Consider the following 18,807-nt stretch of genomic DNA (forward strand, 5'->3'; position numbering starts at 1 on the left):
TCCCTATGCGATTAGAATTTTTCTGGATAGATCAGACAATAACCGAGATACAAAAAGACGAGACATCCCATTGCTAGTAAAAACCACGTCATTTCCGGTCACCTGCTCTCCACTGGACACGTTCGATCAGTCGAATCATTCCGAACGTCGTACCGAAGAAGAAGACGAGCAGTACGATACTCCATAGTTCTCCCATCATGAAATTACCCCCATATTATTCAATATTTTTACAATTAAGCACGGCAAAAAGACGATGTGAGGCGAAAAACGGCCCCAGCATCGCCTTTATAACTTGGCATACTGAAAAAGAGTCGTTCCCTCCTAAAAACGCCTGCGAGGTTAGCTGTCGGATTCGGGCATACCTAGGATTTCGCCCTACCTTTCCCGTTCGGAAAGGATTCACCCCGTGTCACGTGTCGTGACGATTGGGTCCCCCGCTTCAATCATGAATTCGGCGTACTTTGAGATCGAAGCATTAACATGTTAGTGTTCGTTGATGAGATGGATATTACTCCGATTTTTTAAGGATGTAAATAGAAAAAATGAAAAAAAAATAGTCTGATTTTTTAATGACTTACTTTCGAAAAATAGTGTTTTTTGACTCTATGCTATAGAAGAAAAAAAACCACAGAAATCGATTCTTTCATCTAAAATGGAGGAGCTCCTTTTTAGATCGAATCGCTCTGCGGTTTCATAAGCAAATCAGAATTATGATTGCTGATTCATTTTGGCATGGACCGTCAAAGGAGCTAGCATCGTCACCCATAGGGCAACCACTCCAGAAACAAGAATCACAATATCGCGTTCAAATCCAAGCGTCAGTAAGGTAATACAACTTCCGACGAGGACGAGACAAAGCGTCGCGATCATGACGAACCGCGATTGTTTCAACATTTTTCTCATGTGGCATCTCTCCTTTCCTTCCATATTCCTTTTCATCGTAACAAAGATTGACATCAAATGCGTCGTTGATACTTGATTGTGATGTTTCTGTCATCACGCAAGTAATGATAGCAGACGACAGGAAAACGGATTTGTTACACTAGAGAAGTACTTAAAAAGGGGGAATTGATATGTTACAAGATCATTCATTTCAACGCGTCGACGGAACGTCGGCATCCTTAATTGACTACCCAGCTCAAGCATGGCTGATCGTTAATACAGCCAGTAAATGCGGCTTGACGCCACAGTTCGAAGGACTGGAGAAATTGCATCAAGACTATCGTTCGCAAGGATTGACCGTACTTGGTTTCCCATGTAATCAGTTCGCGAACCAAGACCCCGGAACGGACGAGGAGATTCAGTCGTTCTGCCAAGTCAACTACGGCGTGACGTTCCCCGTCTTCTCAAAAATCGATGTCAACGGTGAGCAAGCACACCCGTTATTCGAAGAACTGAAAGCACAAGCACCAACGACGGACGGTACAACAGACATCGAGTGGAATTTCACGAAATTCCTCGTGACTCGTGATGGAGAAGTGACGCGGTTCTCTCCAAAAACGAATCCTACGGATTTGACGGCAGCGATCGAACGATTGCTCGTTCAAGTCTAAAAAATAAGCTTCCCTCCTTCTCTCTTGAAGGAACGGAAGCTTATTTTTATGTTGTCCCTGGCTCGAGATGACGACTGATCATTTCTTCCGCCAATCGTTTGACATCATCGATATCGCGCATTTCCGTGAACGGATGCCCCCAGACGATCAGCTCTTCGATTTCTTCAATCGGTTGCGTCGTGTATCGTGTACCATCGGCAACGAACTCTTGCGCAATCGTCGATTCAAAGGCAGCATACTTCAGGAGCCACGGTTTCTCACTCAAGATTTTGTGGGCATGCTTCGCCTGCTTGAACGTCACATCGCCGACGAGGACGACGGGATCGAATCGTTCATGAAGAGGATGCGTATATTGAACAGAGATCAGTAATCCATGTTGGTTCGTTTTTTCCTGTTGCCGGACGTACGTCCGCGTCAGGAAATGCGGAACGAGTGACTCCGCACTCTCTTTCGTCTGATGGATGCTCAAACCATGTTCCGTTTGGACGACATCCGGTAGGACCGGTTCGTATCCACGATTCGCTAATTGTTGATCGAGCTCTTTGAATAACAGCAAAGTATGTTCGACAAGCGCTCGGACTTGGCGAAACGATAATTGGATCGATTGATTGATCATAGGATGACCTACTTTCTCTAAAAGTATGGCAATATACAGTTATTTACCCAAACTTTTCCGACTTCATCCCTGTTTCAGTGAAAGTTCCTCGAGCCATTTACGTGTTTGCTCCTGTAGGCGCGTTTTCGTCTGTTCCGGGTCGAGTGTGATCGGCTGATCGACATGAATCGATCGACAATCAAGTGCCTGCGGGATGTTTTCTTCGACGATTCCTGCAAGGATCAGACAAGGAACGCCAGCTGTTCTCGCCATCCGCGTGACCTCACCTGGCAACTTACCGATTTGGCTTTGACGGTCGACCCGTCCTTCCCCTGTCCAGACATAATCCGCTTGTTGCATCCGCTCTGCTACACGAAGGTGTTGCAAGATCGTCGATGCGCCCGGAACGATCCGTCCACCAAGCACATACACGGCTCCACCGAGTCCGCCGGCTGCCCCTGCTCCTTTGACGCCCTCTAATCCAAGTAACTTTCCGATCTGTTCGAGTCGTTGATCGAGTTTTATGATGTCATCCGCAAGCAGTCCTTTTTGTGGACCAAACAGATAAGCCGGACCATCTAGACCATGATAGGGAGCTGTCACATCTACGAGGGCTTCCAGCTGAACCGGATACGTTGAACAATGAATGGTCTGCGTCTCAAGTAATGGATTTGTACGGAACAAAATCGGCTTACCCGAGGCATCTTGAAGACGACAACCGACTTCCGCGAGTAAACCAAGTCCCCCATCCGTCGTACCTGTACCCCCTAACGCCAGTCGGATTCGTGTTATTCCTTGATTGCGTAACTGTTCCATCAAACGCCCGACGCCACGCGTATTCACTCGAACAGGATTATCTCCGCTTTGTCGCATCGGCAGTCCACAAATACGCGCGACTTCGATGACGGCGTCTGAATCTTTTACGGCATACTGTACTTCACACGGACGACCTGCTAGATCAATCGTCACGGTCGTCTTTTCCTTATATCCAAGCGCGAGATAGACTTCAAGCGTTCCTTCCCCACCGTCCGCGACAGGTGAGGAATCGATGATTGCAGTTGGTTCATGTGCCAGTATTCCAGACGTGACGGCTTCTGCTGCCTCCTTCGAAGAAATACTACCTTTGAACGCATCCATTAAAATCAAGTGACGTGCCATCTGTAAGTTCCCCCTTCAAAAATCTCATATCAAGTTTTGATTGCGTTTCCAATTAATGTTACGATGATACTAATTTCAAATTACCATTACCTTATCTGACATTTCATTTTACATACACAGGAGGTTTTATTTCATGGAACGCTGTTCGTTATGTGGAACACCACTTCGTCAATACGATACGACTTGTTCGCATTGCCAACATCCTGTTATCAAGAAAGAACAACTCGCCGAACCACCCACTTCGTCCACTTCACGGACTTGGGTCATCAGTACCTGCCTTTTGCTCTTTCTCGTCGGAGGAGCCGGTTTCCTGTGGTATTCGCTACAAGATCCCGTTTCCCCTGAAGCGGGTCAGACACCTAGTGTCGAAGCACTCGCGCTTTCGGAATGGTCCGATGAACAAACAGCGTACAATCAAACGTACTCGAAAGACCGTCCTCCAACGTCCTATGATGTCCTTCGCTTCGTCCGTCAATATACTCGGACGATTCCGGAGCTTGCGACATTCTCGAAGAAATACGATTCCATCGAGACGTTTTCTGCGATCCAGTTCACGACCTTGAACGTCTTTGAATCAGAGTTCAAGCATCTCCATCGTATAACGAATGCCGTTGATGCCCCAGTCGCTCCAAGTGTTCTCGCCGTGACATTCCAAAAATTCACGTCAAAGGGAGTTACGTATCATTTACGTACACAAGAAACGTACCAAATTGCGACAGCAAACGGTTCAGAGCCTGTGACGTACCGCGTCCATTATCGTCTGAAAGTGCATACGGATCATCTTCAAATCATTGATGTCAATCGAACGGAGGTGACTTCATGAAACGAGTGCTCCTTTGTCTGCCTCTTTGTCTTTTGATGGCGTGTTCGCCAGAAACATCTAGGATTCAAGAACAGCTCGAGCAGCAAACCTACACCCGTGCCGTTGAACGATCGGAACAAGATATCGATGAACCGGCTGCTCAGCTGATGGTTCAGCTTGAACGACAGCTTGCTGGTTATCAACTGCGTGATGTCTTAAAAACAGCGGAAGCAATCGAACGTCTTCAACTCACAACGAATCATCCTGTTCGAAAAAGGGCAGAAGCCATTGCCCTCAGTGCAAAAGAGATGTTGCAGCAAGTCAAACAGTTCGAAGGTACGTATGAAGTCGAACGAAGTATACTCGAAGACGAGCCGTTCGACGGAACCGGACGTATTCATGTGTCTTTTGACGAGCAGGACACATTCATCGCGATGATTCGCTTTGAGCAGTTCGGTCTCCCGGACGCACTGCGAAACGACGAAGAGATCATTCGTTTTGAACCGGATTTCTCTGCTCGTATCAACTTATCCGAAGGACAAGTCAGTTACCGCTTCGCCCGCTCGACACTTCGTGTGACGTTCGAAGGACCGAGCGGTAAGCGGATTTATCAACTCAAACAACTATCAAAGAAGTAAACGCTAAAATGCCGCTCCACTTGAGAGAATCTCCTCGAGTGAAGCGGCATTTTTGACGATTCCTACTCAGCGCGCAGCTTGAACGTGTTCATACACCTGTTGGCATAATTCATGTGTCGCGAGGCTATCAGACGCTACGACCGATTCGGAATGTTCCCCTTTGATCGTCCGAAGGAACGCGTCTAACATATCGACGAACCCGCGTCGCTTTAACGTCGCTTCCCAGTTATCGAGCGGATACCGGAGCGTCCCTTGCTTCGTCAATTGATCGAGTGTCGTCACGTCGGTTGCGACCCGTTTTTCTTCCGGTCCCATCACTTCGACGCGTTCTTCCGTCATACCGTTATCGCGGTTCATGACACCGATTGCCGTGATGCCGTTTGAGACGAATTGAATCGTCACGTGATGTAGCCCGCTTTCGTCTTGCTTACTCTTGACGTGTAAGTCTTCAATCTCACCACGTCCCGTCAAAAAGCGAAGCGTGTCCGCGACATGGATGAAATCATCGAACAGAAATGGCTTGGCGTCTTCGATGAACGACGTCCGATTCTTTTGCATGAGGACGAGATTCGGATCGTTCACTTCAAGTAAGCGCTGGTGTGCTGACGCAAAGCGACGATTGAATCCCGTGATGAACGGTAACTGCTTCTCTTCCGATAGACGAGTCAGTTCACGAATTTCTTCAATTTCCATCGAGACTGGTTTATCAACGTAGACGGCGATTCCTGCTTCTAGCGCTTGTCGCGCTTGCTCGGCATGGACGACGGTCGCTGAATGGATCATGACCGCGTCGATCCCTTCCTGTACAGCATCAGTAAACGTCGCGTATGTCCCCGCAAAGCGATAGTCTGCTTGCAATCGTTTTGCTTTCTCTTCATCTCGTGAAATCAAATATACCTCGATATCAGATCGTTCAGCATAGACCGGTAAATAGGCTTTTTGAGCGATATCCCCTAAGCCAATGACGGCTAATTTCATATGAACTCCTCCTTTTCCACTGTTGCTTATATTCCCTATGATACGTTAATTGACACGAAAAGATGAGAAACAGCCCTTTACAGGCATCAAATTCCTTTTTTTGAAAAGAAGTGAATTTCCTTTTTTTGTTTTATGATAAAACCATATTTGAACAAGGAGGGAATGAGTTTTTATGAAGCGCTTGCTCCGTACTAGTCTTACGCTCTTATTATTGTTCGCTTTGTGTCTTCCCGCCATTCCGGCTCAGGCAGCCAGTTACCAAGTCGTCGTCACTTCGACGATTGGAGCGAACATCCGCTCGAAGCCGAGTACCGCCTCGTCCGCAACGATTGTAAGACGTGCTGCGTACAAGGCAAAATTCACAGCCGTCTCGTATACGAATGGCTGGTACAAGATCAAGGACGGAGGTACATATCGTTATCTATCGAACCAGGTCGCTCAAAAAGTATCGAGTAGCTCAGTGAAGACGTACAAAATCGTCGTCTACTCGAAAGCTGGAGCGAACGTCCGAACATCCCCAAGCACGGCATCGTCAAAGAATATCAAGCGACTCGCACCTTACAACTCGAAGTTCAATGCGGTTTCGTATTCGAACGGTTGGTATAAGGTCAAAGGTACGACCAATTACTACTATGTGTCGAACCAAGTCGCTAGAAAAGTGACGACGAGCAGTCCAAAACCATCGAGTGGTAGTTATCCTGTTGCGTCGATGCGGTATTTTAAGCTTGGATCGTCAAGTTATCAATTGACGAAAGAAAGTTTCGTTCGCCGTTACCCAGCGAGTACAACGAAACTATTGACGGGGATCGTCGCTTATGACGAAGCAGCGCGTAAAGGCACACTCGATCAAACGTTCACCCTGACGTCTGCGATGTTATCTGTCCCTGCTGGCAGTAGCGTAGCGGGTTTCCGTGTTGGCGACAAAGTGACGATGCGCCAACTCTTGAACGGGATGCTGATCCGCTCTGGCAACGATGCAGCAAAAGCGATCGCCGTCCGGACAGCTGGTTCTGAATCGAAGTTCGTCTCGTACATGAATAACCGCGCCCGTTCAATCGGGATGAGTGCGAGCCATTTCATGAACCCACACGGCTTCTATCATCCAAGTCATTACACGACAGCTGCTGATATGCAAAAACTCGCGAATACATATGCGAAGTACAGCGCGCTCATGACGATCAGTGGACGCAAGTCATATCAGACGACCGTTAAAGGACCGAATGCACGGACATTGACGTGGTATCATACGAATACGTCGCTTCCAGGAGATACACGTGTTTATGCGAGCAAGACTGGTTACACACCGGAATCTGGCTACACACGCGTCTTCTTCATCAAAAAAGGATCGACACGATATGGTCTCGTCACACTGAAAGGAACGTTGTCCCAAACCGAGACGACACTTCGCTCCGTCTTAAATCAATAATCGACTCATCAACAGTCTGGTTTTCCGTTTCGGGAGCCAGACTGTTTTCTTTTTCCTTCAAATTATACTTGCGCTGAAAACGAATTCATCTTAGAGTTAACTTTAGAATCAGACGTCTGACGTCTTAATGAAGGAGAGTTTTTACGTGGGAAATGTCAGTTTGTTATTTGGGGGCGTTGCGCTCTTTTTAAATAGTTTGACCTTGTTCGGAAAAGTCGATCTCCGTAGTGCTGGTGTCTTCAGTCTCATCACGGGTCTACTGCAAACGTTCATCGCAACGTATCTTGTCATCGGTGCGGCAGGTGATCCAGCGTTGACGTTCGGGTACGCGAGTATTTATTTGTTTGCTTTTACGTATGTTTATGTCGGGATCACGTTCTTATTTAATCTCGACGGAAGCGGTGTCGGTTGGTTTTCCTTGTTCGTTGCGATCGCCGCTTTATTTTATGCATTTGTCAGCTTCACGACAGCAGACATCATCGGCGGGATGACATGGTTGTTCTGGGTATTGCTCTGGAGCCTGTTTTTCCTTGGGATGGGAATGAATCGCCCGATTGACGCGATCACTGCCCGCGTCGCCCTCGTATTAAGCTGGTTGACGTTGATCGTCCCGGCACTGATTGGTCTTCGGTTTGGCTACTTCAGTACGGCATACCAATGGTTATGGAGCGGTGCTGCCATTCTGACTGTCGTCTATTTCCTTTATACGATGATGAAATTCTCGATGCTTCGGACGATCCGCTCGTCGTGACATGCTAATCGATTCATCAAAAAAAGATGTCTATTTCCGGTCATGAATCGGAGATGGGCATCTTTTTTGATTGATGGAGAACGCTATCGTTCATCCGCGACTCCTACAGGAAAAGAAAGTGCCATTGGTACTTTCGTCAGGGATGAATCAGACCCGGCAAACAGCATGAAATGTTGGTTGCCGCGGCTGATTTCCCGCCTGAGGAAAGCGCGGATGAGAGTAGCGTTCGTTTCGTTATCAATCAGTCCTGATATCGCAATTTCCTCTCCATTCCAATCATTTGAGCGCTTCCTGCAGTTGAGCTTGAACTTCTTTTAACGACTTATCCGTCAGATGCCAGTAATAGATGCCGTCCGATTCGATGCCTCCTGATCCATCAAACGACAAGGTCTTGACGTTGCGTAAGGCATCCCGATAGTCCGTCACGACCGTCCGGGCAACGGAAAACGGTACATTTGTCTTGACGTTTTTCCCGAGGGCGTCGAGGACAGCATTAAAGCGACGAATCGAGAAGTCCTCTGTCATTTTATCGGCGACTGCCTGAACGACTTGCCGTTGGCGGATTTGTCGTCCGAAGTCCCCACGTGGATCATCGTGCCGCATACGAGCATAGGCGAGTGCTTCCTTCCCGTTCAGTAATAGTTCTCCTTTTGGGAACTGCATCTCATAGTACGAAAAATTGATATCGTTCTTGACTCTGACCCCATCAACCGCATTGACGAGATCCGTAAAGCCCGCTAAATTGATTTCAGCGAAATAGTCGATTCGAATCTTTAACAGATGACTGACCGTATCAAGCGCCATCTGTGGACCACCGAAGGCATAGGCATGGTTGATTTTATCATTCGAACCATTGCCGATGATGTCTGTCTTTAAGTCGCGCGGGATGCTGATCATCTGACTGGTATTCGTTTTCGGATCAATCGTCACGACGATGATCGTATCACTCCGTCCTGTCTCATTTTTTCGTTGATCGACGCCGAGTAAGAGAAACGAGAGTCCTTTTTTCTGCTCGACGGTTTTTTCCGTCTCAACGTTTGCTTTGACCGGTACCTGAACTTCTTTGAGCGTCTGACTCGCTTTATGATACACATATCCGCCTGAACTAAAGAGAAGGAGCAGGCAAATCCCCGTAAGTGTCAGTACGATCCATTTCCATTTCTTCATCACCCATTCTCCTTTTCTTCAATTTGAATTCAGGACGGTCGTTGTGCTTCGAGTACCAGTAAAGCATTGCGCCAGCTACCGAACAAGGCAGTGATGACTCCGATGCTTGGCGCATCACGCCCGATACTGAACCGTTGATAACTTGCGATCGTCAGATGCTCCGTCTCCCGAGCGGCTTCAGCAAGTACGTCGAGCACTTCTTCTTCCCGCCAGCGTTTACGCGGGAATTCGATCCCAATGATTTCAAGTGCGTTTGACCAAGAGCCGTACCGGCGGGCAATCGTTGCGACGGTCGGACGATTTTGACCAGCCGCCCACTTCGTGTAGGTCTGACTCGTCAAGACCGGCAAGACCCCTTGCGCTTCCAGTAATGACTCGATGATCCGTTGTTCCATTTCCTGGACGCGTTCCTTTAAGATATCCGCTTCTGACAATGCCTGCTGCCACGAGTTGAATTGATGGACGATATCCGTCAGGCTTGGTGCTTGTTTCTGTTGTGCCCATTCGCGGTACGTCGCACTCGTGAAAGGATGGAGTTCCTCCCGTGCCTGACGCAAGGCGTCAATGATTTCCGATTTCGTGAACGTCAAGCGGGCATGCCCGATGCCTGCTCGTTCCAAGGCGATTTGCCACGATCCAAACAGCATCAGGATTTCCGCGACGCTTGGATGAGTGGTGTGGAGTTGCCAGCGGAAATAGGTATTGGCCGTCAATTCATTCTTCCCGTTCGCAGCGAGACGGAGTGCGTGGATCGCTTCCTCCATATCGCGCATGACGATGTCCCCTTCCCATATATTCATGACTGGACGTCCCGGCGTACGGTCGTCTGTAAAGCATGACGAACGTTTCGGATGACGACGGCTTGTTCAGTGAACGTCATTTGTGAAGCAGACGGAAGGCAGATACCGTCTTCAAACAAGCGACGGCTGACGTCAACCCCTTCTGCTGTGACAAATGGAACGTCGCGATAGACGGGCTGTAAGTGCATCGGTTTCCAGACCGGGCGAGACTCGGCATTCGCTTGTTGCAGTGTCTGAATCATCGCATCGCGTTGCGCTTGACCATCCGGTAAAAGAAAGGCACTGAGCCAGCGGTTGGCGAATGTTCCAGGCTGCTCGACTTGCGACGTGACGCTATCCGGTGCAAAGGCACGGTCGTAGCGATCAAAAATTTTCCGCCGTGCACCGATGCGTTGATCGAGAACCTCAAGCTGTCCCCGTCCGATCCCAGCAGCGACATTACTCATCCGGTAATTGTAGCCAACTTCCGTATGCTCATAATGCAAGACCGGTTGCCGCGCTTGTGTTCCGAGATAAAAGGCACGCTCGATCAGAGCCGGATCATTGGCGACAAGCATTCCGCCGCCTGACGTCGTGATGATTTTGTTGCCATTGAACGAATAGATTCCGAACGTTCCGAACGTTCCTGTCATCCGCCCGTTGACACGAGTCCCGAGTGATTCTGCAGCATCCTCGATCAACGGAACATCGTATTCTTCACAGAGCGCAGCAATCTCCTCGATTTGCGCGGCGACACCGTACAGATGAACGACGATGACAGCCTTCGGAAGTCGACCACGCGTTGCCGCCTGGATCAACGCCCGCCGGAGTGCGACGGGCGACATGTTCCAGGTCTCTTCTTCCGAGTCGATCAATACAGGTCGCGCTCCGACATACCGAATCGGATTCGTCGAGGCAATGAACGTCAAGGACTGACAGAAGACATCATCCCCCGTCGTGACACCAAGTGTCGCGAGCGCCAGATGGATCGCTGCTGTCCCACTGCTCGTCGCAAGCGTTGCACTAGCTCCCGTGTATGCTTGCATATCTCGTTCAAAGGCATCGACATTTGGTCCAAGAGGGGCGACCCAGTTCGTCTCGAGTGCCTCGTTGACGTAACGGGCTTCCTGACCACTTAAATGCGGGATGGAGAGTGGGATGTGTTTCATGATGTTTCCTCCCTTCGAGGTGACAGATGACGAATCGGTGTTCGGTAGAGCGGGAACCAGTGACCCATTTGAGTTTCCGGATGTTGTCGTTCGAATTGTCGCGTTAGACGCTCATAGATCGTGGCATCAAGAATCGACGTACCGAGTCCAAAAAACGTTTGATTCGCACTAAAGGATCGTTTGTAGGCAAGCAAGCTATCCGTATTCGATCGTGTCGTGCCTCCACCGAGATGAAGCGCTTGAAAACCGGCTTGTTTTGCCCAACGAATCATCTCCGCGAATAATAGATGGTTGGGTCGAAGTGCTAACGACGCGGGATCGGAAGCACCGAGATGATAATGCGCGAACTGGCGACCAGTCAAGACGATGCACCCGGCGATGATTCGCCCGTCATGTTCAGCTAGCAACAGCACGCTGTTAATCCGTCCGTCCGCGAAATGATTGAAGTAAGTCTGATTAAAGTAATACCGGGCATCCGCTTGATGTTTGTCCATTGTCATCTGATAGAGATGCGCGAAGTCTACGTATTCTTCCGGGCGCCCAAGACGAATCGTCACGCCTTCGCGACGTGCCTTCCGGATGTTGCGTCGCGTCATTTGCGAAAAGTCGCTTTCGATCATCTCGAACGGGTCCATTAGTTCGAGTGTCACGGTCGGCTGCAGGATCTCCGTTTGATGGCACCAGTATTGGCCCAGTTCTTGATTGTGCAAGAGTGGATGGAAGCGAACCGTCTCTGTGACGATTCCCGTCTCATTGCAATAGCGTTCGAATCGCTCGCGCGCTTCGCGAATCTGATCGAGTGACCAGATGCCTTTGAAGTAAGGACCACCGTAGCCGTAAGGTGTCGTGATATCTTCAAAGAGTGTGCCTGGAATCCGTCGCCGCAAGTACGGATAGATCAACGTCCCAAACTCCGTCGGATAATAAAACAACTCAGGAATCTCGTCGTGTTCCTTCGCGAGTTCGAAGTAAGCATGTTCGTAGTAACAATCGAGCTGATAGGTCGCAACGAGTGCATCCCATTCGCGCGGATCCCGGATTAACCGTTCATCGCTTAACGACATCATGGGGAACACCTCCGTCGATACCCTTGAACTCACCCATTCCAGTCTGATGAGCCGTCGAGTTCCCTTCTGATGAGATGACCATTTTGAACGTCTTGAACAAGATATAGAGATCGAGTCGGAATGTCTGATTCGTTGCGTACCATTGATCTTGCTCGAGGCGTTGTTGCCACGTCGTCGCGTTCCGTCCATGAATCTGCGCCCAGCCCGTCAGACCAGGAAGGACATCATGCCGTGTCATCTGCTCCTTCGTATAGTGGTTCAAATAACTGACGAGTAACGGACGTGGCCCGACGAAGCTCATCTGTCCGCGAAGAATGTTAAAGAACTGCGGAATCTCATCAAGGCTTAAGCGACGAATCCACTCGAGTGATGCGGGAATCCGGTCTGCATCCGGGAGAAGTTTTCCCTCAGCATCCGTTTCGTTCGTCATCGTGCGGAATTTGTAGATTTTGAACAACTCCCCCTTGTAACCCGGGCGGACTTGATTGAAGAAAATCGGACGACCGAGCTTCGTATAGATGACTAGGGCGACGAGGGCGTAGACGGGAATCAGGATCAGGATAGCGATAAGACTAACCGTGAAGTCGAATGTGCGTTTCATGATGACGTCCTCCTTTTACATAGCTGAAAAGAGATCAAGTTGTCGTTTGATGACGTCGGCTTCGTTGAAATGTTTCATGGCACGGTCAAATCCGTTACGTCCCATCTCGTTGGCACGGTCAGGATGTTCGACGAGTGTGTTCATCCGGTTGGCAAGCTTCGTGATATCGCGGACTTCGATGAGATAGCCTGTCTTCCCCTCGACGACTTCCTCACGACAGCCGCGGATGTTTGTCGCGATGACCGGTTTTGCGCTCGCCATCGCTTCGATGATTGATCGTGGTACGCCTTCGCGATGTGACGGTAAGACGAAGGCATCGACTTGTTGGAACAAACCCGGTACGTCTTCGACGAATCCAAGGTAGTCGACGTTTGGAATCTCGCGGATCCGCCGTAAGAATAAGTGTTTCGTCGTCTGATCGCGCTCGCTTGCCATCATCTCACCGGCAATGACGAGACGGGCTTCCGGATGACGATAGACGACATCCTCGAATGCATCGAGCAGTTCGAGAATTCCTTTCTCTTCGACGATCCGACCGATGAATAAGAACGTAAACGGCGCTCCAGCTTCACGTGGTCGTGGGTAGAAGCGGGTCAAGTCGATTCCATTTCCGAGATGCATCAGCCGGGTATTCGCTTTAAAGCGTTTGCGCTGGGCGAGTTGATAATCTTCCTCGCTTTGAAGGAGCAGATAATCGGTCGCGAGACGTGCCAACCACTTTTCGACTGAATACGTTAGCTGATACGTCATCCGCCCCATCTTCTCGTGGAAGTAAAAACCGTGTGCCGTATAGACGATATGCTTCGTCCCGGCACGTTTGGCGGCGACCCGTCCAAGGGCAGCGGCGACCGGTGTGTGGACATGGACGGCGTCGTAACCATCCTCTTTCAAGATTCGCGTGATTTCACGGATCGTCCGCCAGTTACTCGTCCAGTCGATTCGCCGCTCGATCGGAATGTCATGCATCCGGAATCCCTTTGCTGCCAGTTTCACCGAGGCACCCGTGTCGGCACAGGCGATGCCGACATCGTGCCCCGCATTTTGCAAAGCGAGTAAGAGCGGCTGCAACATCGTCTCTGCCGTCGTATCGAGAGCACAGACTTGAAGGATTTTTAGAGGCGCCATACGTGGACCCCCTCCGGTTGTTCTGCTCGTGGCAACATGCCTTTGATGTCGACGACGATGCCGCGACCGACCTTCAGTAAGTGTTGTGCCAGATTCCAACCACTTTCAACGTATTCTTCGTGTGAGACGGCAAAGATGACGACGTCGGCTGGTTTGAGTTCACTCATCTCGAGTAAGTCGATCCCGTACTCACGTTTTGCCTCACTCTTTTCGACGAGTCGGTCCGTCACTTGGACGTCGATTCCGAACTCTTCGATTTCATGAACGAGGTTCGCAACTTTTGAGTTGCGGATGTCGCTGACGTTTTCTTTGAACGATAATCCAAGAATTGTGACCCGGGCGCCGAGCACCGGCATATTCTGTTTGATCAGGTTCTTAACGAGCGCTGTGGCGATGAAACGCCCCATCGTATCGTTGATCCGGCGACCGGCAAGGATGACTTCCGGATGGTAGCCAAGTGACTCCGCCTTCATCGTCAGATAGAACGGATCGACACCGATACAGTGACCGCCGACGAGACCCGGACGGAACGGGAGGAAGTTCCATTTCGTACCGGCTGCTTCGAGGACTTCGAGTGTATCGATGTTCATCCGATCGAAGATGATTGCGAGTTCGTTCATTAAGGCGATGTTGAGGTCGCGTTGTGTGTTTTCGATGATTTTTGCCGCTTCCGCGACCTTGATCGATGAGGCACGGTGGACACCGGCTTCGACGACGGCTTCATAAACTTCCGCGACGATATCCAGTGTTTGTTCATCTTGGGCGGAGACGATTTTTTTAATCGTTTTGAACGTGTGCTCATGGTCACCCGGGTTGATTCGCTCAGGTGAGTAGCCGACGAAGAAGTCGACACCAGCGCATAAGCCGGACGCTTCTTCAAGAACCGGGATACAATCTTCTTCCGTAGCTCCTGGGTAGACGGTCGACTCGTAGACGACGATGTCGCCTTTATTGAGCTGGCGACCCACGAGGTGCGACGCTCGTAAGAGTGGTGTCAGGTCCGGCTGGTTCTGTGCATTGATCGGGGTCGGAACGGCGATGATGATGAAGTCGCTCGCCTGCAGTGCCGATGGATCTGAGACATAATCGACGGTTGCGTTCTTCAACGTGAAGGGACTCAGTTCGAGTGTCGCGTCGATGCCTTCTTGAAGTTCTTGAATTCGTTGTTCCTTGATGTCAAAGCCGATCACGCCCGTCTTTTCACCGAACGCGACGGCAACGGGAAGTCCGACGTAGCCAAGTCCGACGACGGCAATCGAACGGTTGGCAATGGGAAGTGCACCAGTATGGGCTGCTGTCGTATCTACGATGTGTTTGACTGCCTTGTTCATGTTGGGTTCCTCCTATTTCATCGACTGTTTGACGATCAACGTTTTTCCGTTTGGCTCTTGTTTGACGTGTTCGACTGGTTCAAGGACGATTTTCATGTCGGAGCCGAGTAACTTGCGCATCTCGTTCAAGAGAATCTGTTCGTGTCTTGGCTGGAATCGCTTGACGTCCGGAATATAGCGAAGCGTCACATGATTCAACGCGTGCTGCTCGACTTGGAGCCGTAAGACTGAGTTTGGCAGTTCCCGTGCGATGGTCGTGATATCTCCTTCGAAGACTTTGCCGCGCTTCTCACTGACGATGTAGCTCGTTCCCCGTCCGTCGATCGAAGCGATGACGGGACCATTCAAGCCGCAAGTGCATGTCTCGTCACTAAGTGTCATCCGATCACCAATCCGGTAGCGAATCAGCGGTGTTCCGCGTGTCGTAAAACAGGTGACGATGACTTCTCCGTCCTCTCCATACGGTTCGATGATGCCGGTTTCGTGATGCAGATGCAGTTTATGATGGCGGCACTCCGAGATGATGGGTGCTCCTTCTGAGGAACCGTACTGATCGAAGACCGGAACACCGAACGCTTCCTCAAGAATGGAGCGCATCTCCTCCGTCACTGTTTCGGATGTCGGAAAAATAGCGATCAGTGGAATATCTAGTCGAATATGGTGTTTTAGCATGTAGTGAGCGATTTCGACCATCGCCGTCGGTGTTCCGTCAAGTGCTCGCGGTTGAAAACGATTCAGTTCTTCGAGATAGGCCAGGAAGTTCTCTTCTTTCAAATGAAAAATCGAGAGTAATAACTGATTGAGTGGTCGATTCATCCGCCAGAAGATGGGTTTCGTCTGATCGACGGCTGTCAGCGTCCGCCCGGTAAAGCTTGCCCGGCGCATCCCGGCGTGAAAGCCGTGAAGTTCCTTGAAATAATCAAGATGTGCCATCCTTTCCTGAACATCCTCTCGCATGAAGGCGACTTGGAGTGACTTTCCGCTCGTTCCTCCTGTCCGTCCTCGAACCGGCGCATCGACACGGGACATGAACGCGTCATTGTTTTGCCGAAGCGTCTCTTTTTCAAGGATCGGAATCGTCTTTAGCTGCTCAAGTGACGTAAACGGTAACTGGATATCATGTTCGTGAAAGAGTTGTGTGTAATACGGTGTATGCGTCATAACAAACGCGAGAAAGGCATTCAGACGTTCGAGCTGTTCCGCTTGGTAATCCTGCGTCCGATCCTTCATCCGAAGTTCCTTCATCTTTTGCTCATAGAAGCGACCGTAGCGTTCTTGCATCAACTTCCGACCGTATAACGAGGTCAGCCAATTTTGGATGAAGATTGGAGAGCGATAATAGAGATTCTCTTTAAGCGCCATCTTGGATTCCCTCCTTCATCAAGTAATGGTTCTCGTACCAGTCGATGAATGCATGGACGCCGGCTTCGACCGTCGTCTGTGGTCGGTAGCCGATCGTCTCGAATAGTGAGGAGACGTCCGCGAAACTTTCCGGGACGTCACCCGGTTGTAACGGCATCCCATTCTTGATCGCCGTCTTACCGAGGCGTCGTTCAATCAAGGCGACGAATTCATTTAAGCGAATCGGACTATGACTGCCGATGTTGTAGACGCGATACGGGACGTTACTACGGTCCGGTAAAGGATTGGACGCATCGAATGCTTGATCGATTTCCGGTTCAGTCTGGAACAGACGATAGATGCTCTCGATGATATCGTCGACGTAGGTGAAGTCCCGTCCCATCTCGCCGTAGTTGTAGAGATCGATCGGTTCGCCCTTCGCAATTGCCTCCGTGAACTTGAACAGTGCCATATCCGGGCGCCCCCATGGACCGTAGACGCTAAAGAAACGAAGTCCTGTCGTCTTCATGCCGTAGAGACTGCTGTAGGTGTGTGCCATTAATTCGTTTGCTTTTTTCGAGGCGGCATAAAGACTTAGCGGATGGTCGACGGCATCCGTCGTCGCGAATGGCATCTTTGTATTCGATCCATAGACGGAACTCGATGAAGCGTAGATCAACTGCTCGACGGGATGATGGCGACAGGCTTCTAGAATCGAGAGAAAACCGACGATGTTTGATGTCATGTAGACGTCTGGTCGGTCGATGCTGTAGCGTACGCCTGCCTGTGCTGCCAAGTGGAGAACGAGATCAATTGATTCCTGTTCAAAGATTCGCGCGACGGCTCCCGTCTCTTCGAGTGAGACCCGGTAAAATGTATAGTTCGTGCCGAGTTCAGCGAGCCGGGCTTCCTTTAACGTCGGGTCGTAATAGTCGTTCACTTCATCGAGTCCGATGACTCGGTAACCCTCCCGGATGAAACGACGTGCGGCATGAAATCCAATGAAGCCTGCGATACCAGTGATTAAGATTGTTTTATTCGGCACGGTGTTCGACCTCCTCAAAGTAGTGGCGCGCTTGCAGGCGCATGTAGTGAACGGATGTATAGACGATGAGTAACATCGGGAACAACTTATACCGGTGTCGAATGGCCGTTCCGACGTTGCCGGTTCCAAGACCGAAGATCAACGCATTGAGTGCAAAAAGAAGGAAAAAGAAGAAGAGGACGCTGCCGAACGGATGCTGACGAATCAGTTTGAACGACCGAATGATGGCAAAACAACCGATGAAGTAGAAGATGGCGTCAAGGAAGAAAATCAGGATGTTCATGACACTCGACCATTGCCACGGGAATGGTGAGAACAAGAAGTAGATCATCCGGATCGGTGAGTAGAGAATCATGTCGCCTGGACCTGTCACCGTCAATCCATTCAAGTAAGCAGAGCCGCCACGGTCATAGCTCATCCCGCTGAACAACTGTCCGTTTTCCGAGACGTGGGTGAACTTCGCGAACAAGACGTCTTGGAAGCTGTAGACGATGAAGCCGACGACGAGTACTTGGAAAATCAGTCGCTGTACCTTCGTCGGTTCAAAGTCCATGCGTCGTGTCTCATGGCTATAAAACGAGAAGTAGACGAGTAAGACGACGATTCCAACGGCAAGACCGGAGTGGAACATCGTACTGACGAAGTAGCCGAGATACGCGAGAACCATACGTCTGCTGGACTTCTCTTCCGTCCAGCGGACCATGTAGTAAAGCGTATAGACGATTCCAAGGGCGACGATCTGATCCCGTAAGAGAATCGGTGAGAGCAACAATCCTTGCGGGAAGAACGCGAAGATGAGTGTTGCACCGAAGACGTATCGTTCCGGTAAACGTAATCGCTGTAACGTCTTTGCTAGAATGACGACGGCGACGACGCCAAGGATGACGTTGAAGAACTGAGCTAGGATTCGTTCCGGTCCGAACATTAGATAGAAGATTCCGAGAAACTTGGAATAGGTGCCGCGGACGACATCATTGAAGGTCGACGGGTCGGTGAAGATTTGGACACCTTCGAGATGAAAGGCTTCCGTATCGTCCCCACTGTGCGGTGGTAAGCGGAACAATTCGAGATCGATGAACATCAAAACCAATCGGACGAAGAAAGCAGTGATGAAGATTAGATAGAGCGGTGTCGTCTCGGCTTGGCGGAGTAGATAATAAAGAAACAGCACTGAGTTGATGAGCAGCAAGGCGGTCACGTACGTGTCCGGGAAGAGCGACCGGGCGAATTGACAAACGAGTGCTTCGATGACGATGAGTAAGAGAATGGGTCGCATCTTCT

General features: G+C 50.0%; 20 protein-coding genes and 1 riboswitch. Of the genes, 5 read left to right on the forward strand and 15 right to left on the reverse strand.

The annotated features are described in order from the left end of the window. Positions 1-11: 11 nt before the first annotated feature. Positions 12-92 (reverse strand): potassium-transporting ATPase subunit F, encoded by an 81-nt coding sequence (locus ACN9MT_RS13330; protein WP_081780413.1) that lies wholly within the window; start codon positions 90-92, stop codon positions 12-14. A 221-nt stretch (positions 93-313) separates the two neighbouring features. Further along, positions 314-467, reverse strand: a riboswitch (cyclic di-AMP (ydaO/yuaA leader). 241 nt (positions 468-708) lie between these two features. Beyond that, positions 709-903, reverse strand: coding sequence for a hypothetical protein (locus ACN9MT_RS13335; protein WP_023469379.1), 195 nt, complete (start codon positions 901-903; stop codon positions 709-711). 170 nt (positions 904-1,073) lie between these two features. Here ACN9MT_RS13335 and ACN9MT_RS13340 point away from each other — a divergent pair, with 170 nt between their 5' ends. After that, complete coding sequence (locus ACN9MT_RS13340) at positions 1,074-1,553, forward strand: glutathione peroxidase (protein ID WP_426272362.1); 480 nt, start codon at positions 1,074-1,076, stop codon at positions 1,551-1,553. Positions 1,554-1,599: 46 nt separating this feature from the next. On the opposite strand, the gene ACN9MT_RS13345 is transcribed toward ACN9MT_RS13340, so the two are convergent. Further along, a complete protein-coding gene (locus ACN9MT_RS13345) occupies positions 1,600-2,169 on the reverse strand; it encodes a hypothetical protein (RefSeq protein ID WP_214852305.1) in 570 nt (189 codons plus the stop codon). 63 nt (positions 2,170-2,232) lie between these two features. After that, entirely contained in the window at positions 2,233-3,306 is a 1,074-nt protein-coding gene (locus tag ACN9MT_RS13350) for a glycerate kinase (protein ID WP_426272363.1), read from the reverse strand. A 133-nt stretch (positions 3,307-3,439) separates the two neighbouring features. Between ACN9MT_RS13350 and ACN9MT_RS13355 the strand changes: the two genes are divergently transcribed. Together ACN9MT_RS13355 and ACN9MT_RS13360 are read left to right on the forward strand one after the other, a co-directional pair. After that, on the forward strand, positions 3,440-4,129 hold the full coding sequence (locus ACN9MT_RS13355) for a hypothetical protein (RefSeq protein ID WP_426272364.1): 690 nt from the start codon (positions 3,440-3,442) through the stop codon (positions 4,127-4,129). Beyond that, positions 4,126-4,746 carry a hypothetical protein gene (locus ACN9MT_RS13360; RefSeq protein WP_426272365.1) on the forward strand — a complete coding sequence of 207 codons (621 nt, stop codon included), beginning with the start codon at positions 4,126-4,128 and terminating at the stop codon, positions 4,744-4,746. Before ACN9MT_RS13355 ends, ACN9MT_RS13360 begins: the two co-directional genes overlap by 4 nt. 66 nt (positions 4,747-4,812) lie before the next feature. Here ACN9MT_RS13360 and ACN9MT_RS13365 read toward each other — a convergent pair whose 3' ends face one another. Next, the gene (locus ACN9MT_RS13365; protein WP_035410358.1) at positions 4,813-5,724 is read right to left on the reverse strand and encodes a Gfo/Idh/MocA family protein; all 912 of its coding nucleotides are present in this window, start codon (positions 5,722-5,724) and stop codon (positions 4,813-4,815) included. A gap of 172 nt (positions 5,725-5,896) precedes the next feature. Here ACN9MT_RS13365 and ACN9MT_RS13370 point away from each other — a divergent pair, with 172 nt between their 5' ends. Together ACN9MT_RS13370 and ACN9MT_RS13375 are read left to right on the forward strand one after the other, a co-directional pair. Then, positions 5,897-7,150: an SH3 domain-containing protein gene (locus ACN9MT_RS13370; RefSeq protein ID WP_426272366.1), complete on the forward strand. Its 1,254-nt coding sequence runs from the start codon at positions 5,897-5,899 to the stop codon at positions 7,148-7,150. 145 nt (positions 7,151-7,295) lie between these two features. Then, positions 7,296-7,901 carry an AmiS/UreI family transporter gene (locus ACN9MT_RS13375; protein ID WP_426272367.1) on the forward strand — a complete coding sequence of 202 codons (606 nt, stop codon included), beginning with the start codon at positions 7,296-7,298 and terminating at the stop codon, positions 7,899-7,901. A 276-nt stretch (positions 7,902-8,177) separates the two neighbouring features. Here the strand turns inward: ACN9MT_RS13375 and ACN9MT_RS13380 are convergent, their stop codons facing one another. The 10 genes from ACN9MT_RS13380 to ACN9MT_RS13425 are packed head-to-tail and all read right to left on the reverse strand — an operon-like array spanning position 8,178 to position 18,802. Beyond that, on the reverse strand, positions 8,178-9,068 hold the full coding sequence (locus tag ACN9MT_RS13380) for an LCP family protein (RefSeq protein ID WP_426272368.1): 891 nt from the start codon (positions 9,066-9,068) through the stop codon (positions 8,178-8,180). 29 nt (positions 9,069-9,097) lie between these two features. Further along, complete coding sequence (locus ACN9MT_RS13385) at positions 9,098-9,868, reverse strand: hypothetical protein (protein WP_426272369.1); 771 nt, start codon at positions 9,866-9,868, stop codon at positions 9,098-9,100. After that, positions 9,865-11,016 (reverse strand): aminotransferase class I/II-fold pyridoxal phosphate-dependent enzyme, encoded by a 1,152-nt coding sequence (locus tag ACN9MT_RS13390; protein WP_426272370.1) that lies wholly within the window; start codon positions 11,014-11,016, stop codon positions 9,865-9,867. The genes ACN9MT_RS13385 and ACN9MT_RS13390 overlap by 4 nt, the downstream gene beginning before the upstream one ends. Beyond that, positions 11,013-12,083, reverse strand: coding sequence for a lipid II:glycine glycyltransferase FemX (locus ACN9MT_RS13395; RefSeq protein WP_426272371.1), 1,071 nt, complete (start codon positions 12,081-12,083; stop codon positions 11,013-11,015). The genes ACN9MT_RS13390 and ACN9MT_RS13395 overlap by 4 nt, the downstream gene beginning before the upstream one ends. Then, the gene (locus ACN9MT_RS13400; RefSeq protein WP_426272372.1) at positions 12,064-12,684 is read right to left on the reverse strand and encodes a sugar transferase; all 621 of its coding nucleotides are present in this window, start codon (positions 12,682-12,684) and stop codon (positions 12,064-12,066) included. The genes ACN9MT_RS13395 and ACN9MT_RS13400 overlap by 20 nt, the downstream gene beginning before the upstream one ends. Positions 12,685-12,699: 15 nt before the next feature. Then, positions 12,700-13,809: a glycosyltransferase family 4 protein gene (locus tag ACN9MT_RS13405; RefSeq protein ID WP_375092042.1), complete on the reverse strand. Its 1,110-nt coding sequence runs from the start codon at positions 13,807-13,809 to the stop codon at positions 12,700-12,702. Then, a complete protein-coding gene (locus ACN9MT_RS13410; RefSeq protein WP_426272373.1) occupies positions 13,797-15,140 on the reverse strand; it encodes a nucleotide sugar dehydrogenase in 1,344 nt (447 codons plus the stop codon). The genes ACN9MT_RS13405 and ACN9MT_RS13410 overlap by 13 nt, the downstream gene beginning before the upstream one ends. Before the next feature lie 12 nt (positions 15,141-15,152). After that, positions 15,153-16,502, reverse strand: coding sequence for a phenylacetate--CoA ligase family protein (locus ACN9MT_RS13415; protein WP_426272374.1), 1,350 nt, complete (start codon positions 16,500-16,502; stop codon positions 15,153-15,155). Then, positions 16,492-17,526, reverse strand: coding sequence for an NAD-dependent epimerase (locus ACN9MT_RS13420; RefSeq protein WP_426272375.1), 1,035 nt, complete (start codon positions 17,524-17,526; stop codon positions 16,492-16,494). Before ACN9MT_RS13420 ends, ACN9MT_RS13415 begins: the two co-directional genes overlap by 11 nt. Continuing rightward, positions 17,516-18,802, reverse strand: a complete 1,287-nt coding sequence (locus ACN9MT_RS13425) for a hypothetical protein (protein WP_426272376.1) — start codon at positions 18,800-18,802, stop codon at positions 17,516-17,518. Before ACN9MT_RS13425 ends, ACN9MT_RS13420 begins: the two co-directional genes overlap by 11 nt. Positions 18,803-18,807: the final 5 nt, after the last annotated feature.

The sequence above is a fragment of the Exiguobacterium sp. R-17 genome (assembly GCF_049913315.1).
Taxonomy (GTDB): Bacteria; Bacillota; Bacilli; order Exiguobacteriales; family Exiguobacteriaceae; genus Exiguobacterium_A.

What these genes read in the sequence shown, in the direction of transcription:
- ACN9MT_RS13350 (WP_426272363.1), bottom strand. Translation starts at nt 3,306, where the DNA reads ATGGCACGTCACTTGATTTTAATGGATGCGTTCAAAGGTAGTATTTCT.
- ACN9MT_RS13405 (WP_375092042.1), bottom strand. Translation starts at nt 13,809, where the DNA reads ATGGCGCCTCTAAAAATCCTTCAAGTCTGTGCTCTCGATACGACGGCA.
- ACN9MT_RS13390 (WP_426272370.1), bottom strand. Translation starts at nt 11,016, where the DNA reads ATGAAACACATCCCACTCTCCATCCCGCATTTAAGTGGTCAGGAAGCC.
- ACN9MT_RS13355 (WP_426272364.1), top strand. Translation starts at nt 3,440, where the DNA reads ATGGAACGCTGTTCGTTATGTGGAACACCACTTCGTCAATACGATACG.
- ACN9MT_RS13380 (WP_426272368.1), bottom strand. Translation starts at nt 9,068, where the DNA reads ATGAAGAAATGGAAATGGATCGTACTGACACTTACGGGGATTTGCCTG.
- ACN9MT_RS13340 (WP_426272362.1), top strand. Translation starts at nt 1,074, where the DNA reads ATGTTACAAGATCATTCATTTCAACGCGTCGACGGAACGTCGGCATCC.
- ACN9MT_RS13425 (WP_426272376.1), bottom strand. Translation starts at nt 18,802, where the DNA reads ATGCGACCCATTCTCTTACTCATCGTCATCGAAGCACTCGTTTGTCAA.
- ACN9MT_RS13415 (WP_426272374.1), bottom strand. Translation starts at nt 16,502, where the DNA reads ATGGCGCTTAAAGAGAATCTCTATTATCGCTCTCCAATCTTCATCCAA.
- ACN9MT_RS13345 (WP_214852305.1), bottom strand. Translation starts at nt 2,169, where the DNA reads ATGATCAATCAATCGATCCAATTATCGTTTCGCCAAGTCCGAGCGCTT.
- ACN9MT_RS13360 (WP_426272365.1), top strand. Translation starts at nt 4,126, where the DNA reads ATGAAACGAGTGCTCCTTTGTCTGCCTCTTTGTCTTTTGATGGCGTGT.
- ACN9MT_RS13365 (WP_035410358.1), bottom strand. Translation starts at nt 5,724, where the DNA reads ATGAAATTAGCCGTCATTGGCTTAGGGGATATCGCTCAAAAAGCCTAT.
- ACN9MT_RS13370 (WP_426272366.1), top strand. Translation starts at nt 5,897, where the DNA reads ATGAAGCGCTTGCTCCGTACTAGTCTTACGCTCTTATTATTGTTCGCT.
- ACN9MT_RS13395 (WP_426272371.1), bottom strand. Translation starts at nt 12,083, where the DNA reads ATGATGTCGTTAAGCGATGAACGGTTAATCCGGGATCCGCGCGAATGG.
- ACN9MT_RS13410 (WP_426272373.1), bottom strand. Translation starts at nt 15,140, where the DNA reads ATGAACAAGGCAGTCAAACACATCGTAGATACGACAGCAGCCCATACT.
- ACN9MT_RS13330 (WP_081780413.1), bottom strand. Translation starts at nt 92, where the DNA reads ATGACGTGGTTTTTACTAGCAATGGGATGTCTCGTCTTTTTGTATCTC.
- ACN9MT_RS13400 (WP_426272372.1), bottom strand. Translation starts at nt 12,684, where the DNA reads ATGAAACGCACATTCGACTTCACGGTTAGTCTTATCGCTATCCTGATC.
- ACN9MT_RS13335 (WP_023469379.1), bottom strand. Translation starts at nt 903, where the DNA reads ATGAGAAAAATGTTGAAACAATCGCGGTTCGTCATGATCGCGACGCTT.
- ACN9MT_RS13385 (WP_426272369.1), bottom strand. Translation starts at nt 9,868, where the DNA reads ATGAATATATGGGAAGGGGACATCGTCATGCGCGATATGGAGGAAGCG.